This is a genomic window from Candidatus Similichlamydia epinepheli (genome assembly GCF_003056015.1).
In genome coordinates this window covers 1-3242 of sequence record NZ_PPEU01000081.1, presented here as the reverse complement: position 1 = coordinate 3242, position 3242 = coordinate 1, and the positions used below count along the sequence as shown (strand labels likewise).

Annotated in this window: 1 protein-coding gene and 1 pseudogene; both read left to right on the top strand. The window is 36.7% G+C overall.

Annotated elements, in window-relative coordinates; all coding sequences use genetic code 11:
• Positions 1–49: 49 nt before the first annotated feature.
• Positions 50–1246 carry an exodeoxyribonuclease V subunit gamma gene (locus GCCT14_RS04145; protein WP_157952598.1) on the top strand — a complete coding sequence of 399 codons (1197 nt, stop codon included), beginning with the start codon at positions 50–52 and terminating at the stop codon, positions 1244–1246.
• A pseudogene (locus tag GCCT14_RS04135) lies at positions 1234–3242 on the top strand (UvrD-helicase domain-containing protein); the annotation flags it as partial. The gene GCCT14_RS04145 and the pseudogene GCCT14_RS04135, both read left to right, overlap by 13 nt.

Below are 3242 nucleotides of genomic sequence, written 5' to 3'. Positions count from 1 at the left end.
AGGCCAACTTTTCCGTTAATTTGTGGTGATAACAGCTTGAAAATCCATTGTGCTCCTGATTCATTTGGGCAGATTTTATTGGTTATTGAGGAGATCAGATGAACATAGATGGATTGATAGTAAGTCTTTTTTAGAATATGAACCATCCTCAATTGGGTTGGATCGTTACGCTTTTCTTGAATCTATTTGCGCGGCGCAGGACAAACTAGTTTTATTTTACTCTCATTCAAAGGAGTGCCAAAGCCTTGAAGAAAGCCATGCTTCATCTGTTTTAGAGGAATTTTTAACTTTTTTGGATAAAGATGGAATTGATGTGAGATTACTTCCTTGTAATGATTCCGTTCATCGTCTCCACTCATTATCTGAACGAGATATGGATTGCCAACACAGGGATGGTGGTGCAGGATGGCTTGAACTTGTTAAGTTGTCTTCAACTCTTTCTTTAGTCGATATGCGATCGTTTTTGCGTAACCCATCGGCCTTCTTTTTGCAAAAAATTTTACTTGATAAAAATATTAAACAGTCTGACTCTCTTAATATTTGTTCTAGCAATTTTTTTGCTTCTAAAAGGATTAAAGAACACGACATAAAATGCGCACATGATTGGATTCACGCTACATGGCCTCGTTCTTTCGCCTCATTCGAAGAGAGAATTATGTTGAATCAAGTCAGACATGAGGAATATCAAGTCATTTGCTCAGATGCGTTGCATGTTCCTGAAAAGTTAGACGGTAGCAAATACTTATTTCCTTCAATTGAAATTGGAAATTATCGAATAACTGGATCTTTTTCATACGAACTTAAAATAGATTCGAATGGGATTGTTATACCGGATGAAGTTCTAGAGTCTGTTCGCACTTTGCTCCCGTGGTTACCTGAAATGCTTGCTTTCAGGATGCTTCCAACTTGTTTTGGATTTGAGGGAAAAATTAGAACTGAATCTGATCGAGAATTACTATTTTCTTTGGATGAGGCAGAGAGCCTTTTAAAGAAATTATTTCTACTTTGTTTACAGGGATCTACTTGCCTTATGCCATGGAATTTCTTTAGTCGATTAAAGAAAAATCACATCTGGAATCTGAGTCTGCCTGCAAACACACCTATTTGGCTGATTCGCAATCTAGAAGAATCTATCACTCCGAATCAACGTGAAGAATTATTTAGAGTTGGATGGGAAGATCTTGTAACTCCTTTTGAGGAAGAAATTAAGTCTTTTTTTTCCAAGTCAATTGAGTGGAAAATGTGAAGAAGGAATTTGATCTTCTATCACGTTCTTTTTTCTCGTCGGGATCGTTTCTTTTAGAGGCTTCAGCAGGGACAGGGAAGACTTTTTCTATCGAACACCTTTTCTTGAGAGCACTCTTTGAAGGAACTCGACTCGAAGAAATTTTGATTATGACGTTTACGCGTAAAGCATCTAGACAATTGTCTATAAGAATTAGAAAGGCTATCTCTTTTTTTTATGAAAAATTACGATCTGACGAAGACATTAATACATTTGACCCAATTCGTTCGATCAACTAAAGAAGGCATCTGGAAAAGGGATCTGCTTTATCTGTTCAGCGTTTACTAAGAATGGGGTTGGAGAGTGTAGATAGGTTGCCAATATTCACAATTCACGGATTTTGCCAGTTTCTTCTTAAGCAGGATCCCTTTTATCAGATGCCTTCTTTAGTTGATCGAACGAATTGGGTCCATCGAATTGGACCAATATATTTGGCTCGTTATCTTTATACTAATTTAGGAAGAAGTAGTTTCCCTATTAGAGAAGAAGAGTGGGATTCACTAATGGAGGAAACTTGGTTTTTCTCATCTAATCGAATATACAAAGATCTTTTAGATGAGGAAAATGTTTATCCATTACTTCACAGAAGTCTTTCATGGGAACGGACTTTACGTGCGATTAGGTGTCGTTTCTCTGAGTGGAAACTATCTCCTGCTGATGTTTGGAAAAACTATGTAGATGCTGGATTCCCTTTCTTAGGTTTCGCATCTAATCAGATGAAAAGAAAGCTTCTTTTTGATGGGTTGAGAGCCCTTAATTCTAAAAGAGTTAATTTAAAAGACTTAAAGGCAATTATAAAATCTTTGTCTTTAATAGGTTCCGATTTGCTACTTAAGTCTCATGTAGGAAGAATTGATCTTTCTTGGGCAGATCAATTGAAGATGGAATTCCATCGTGAATTTAGGTGTTTTAACCAAGGAAAGATATTTATATCGCTCCTTCTCTCTCATATTTTCTCATCTTCTTGGTGGCAATCTATTCAATTCAATCAAGGTGCACAGCCTGATGCCCTACTTAAAAAACTTATAGATAAACTAGGAAATGAAGAGAATTTTTTGAGAGAATGTCAGAAGAAATTTTCTTACGTTATTATTGACGAATTTCAAGATACAGACCCAATTCAATGGAAAATCTTCGAGCGACTTTTTTTTAATCCGTCTCCAGAACGCCTTGTTCTTGTTGGAGATCCAAAGCAATCGATATACTCATTTCGTAAAAGTGATGTTTACACGTATTTTAAAGCGTCACAAGTCTTATCAGAGAGTTATACTTTAGAGACAAATTTTCGATCACAATCTTCGCTTGTGAAATCTCTTAATTTGCTTTTTTCGGCTTCTCCAGATTGGATGTTTCTTCCTAGAACCAAGCAGTCTATTGATCCTATTTCAGTTGCTGCCCATTATCAAGACGACAAATCTGAACAACGTCTACATTTTCTTTCATGGGATGGGACTTGGGCGTCTCTTTTCAGAGAGACGTCTGTGAGGATCAAAAGCAGATTACAACAAGGTGTTTGTCCTAGTCAAATTGCAGTATTAGTTTCTCGTCATTCCATGGCTAAAGATCTTCTTAAAGAGATGGATGGAATTCCTGTTCATGTCCCTCGTATTTTTCCAGACGAAACTAGGCAAGTAGCATGTTGGATGTGGGCTTTGCTTACTGCAATTTGGGGCACTATCTCTCCTCGTATTGCAAGATTATTATTGACGCCGTTTTTTGGATTTGACTGGCAATCTTTTCATCAAAAAACTGACTGGTTAGAGTTAAAATGTCTTTTGGAGACCAACTTACAGAAGAAGCAACAGGAAAACTTTTCCTTATTATTTTCTGCGTTTTTTCAAATCCTTTGGAAAGGAGACAGTGTCAAAGAGTTATTCGATAAGAACACATCTATTCGCGAACGTCTTATTTGGAAACAGCTTGTTTTTTCTCTTTTTGAAAGAGAAAAAAGCAGCAA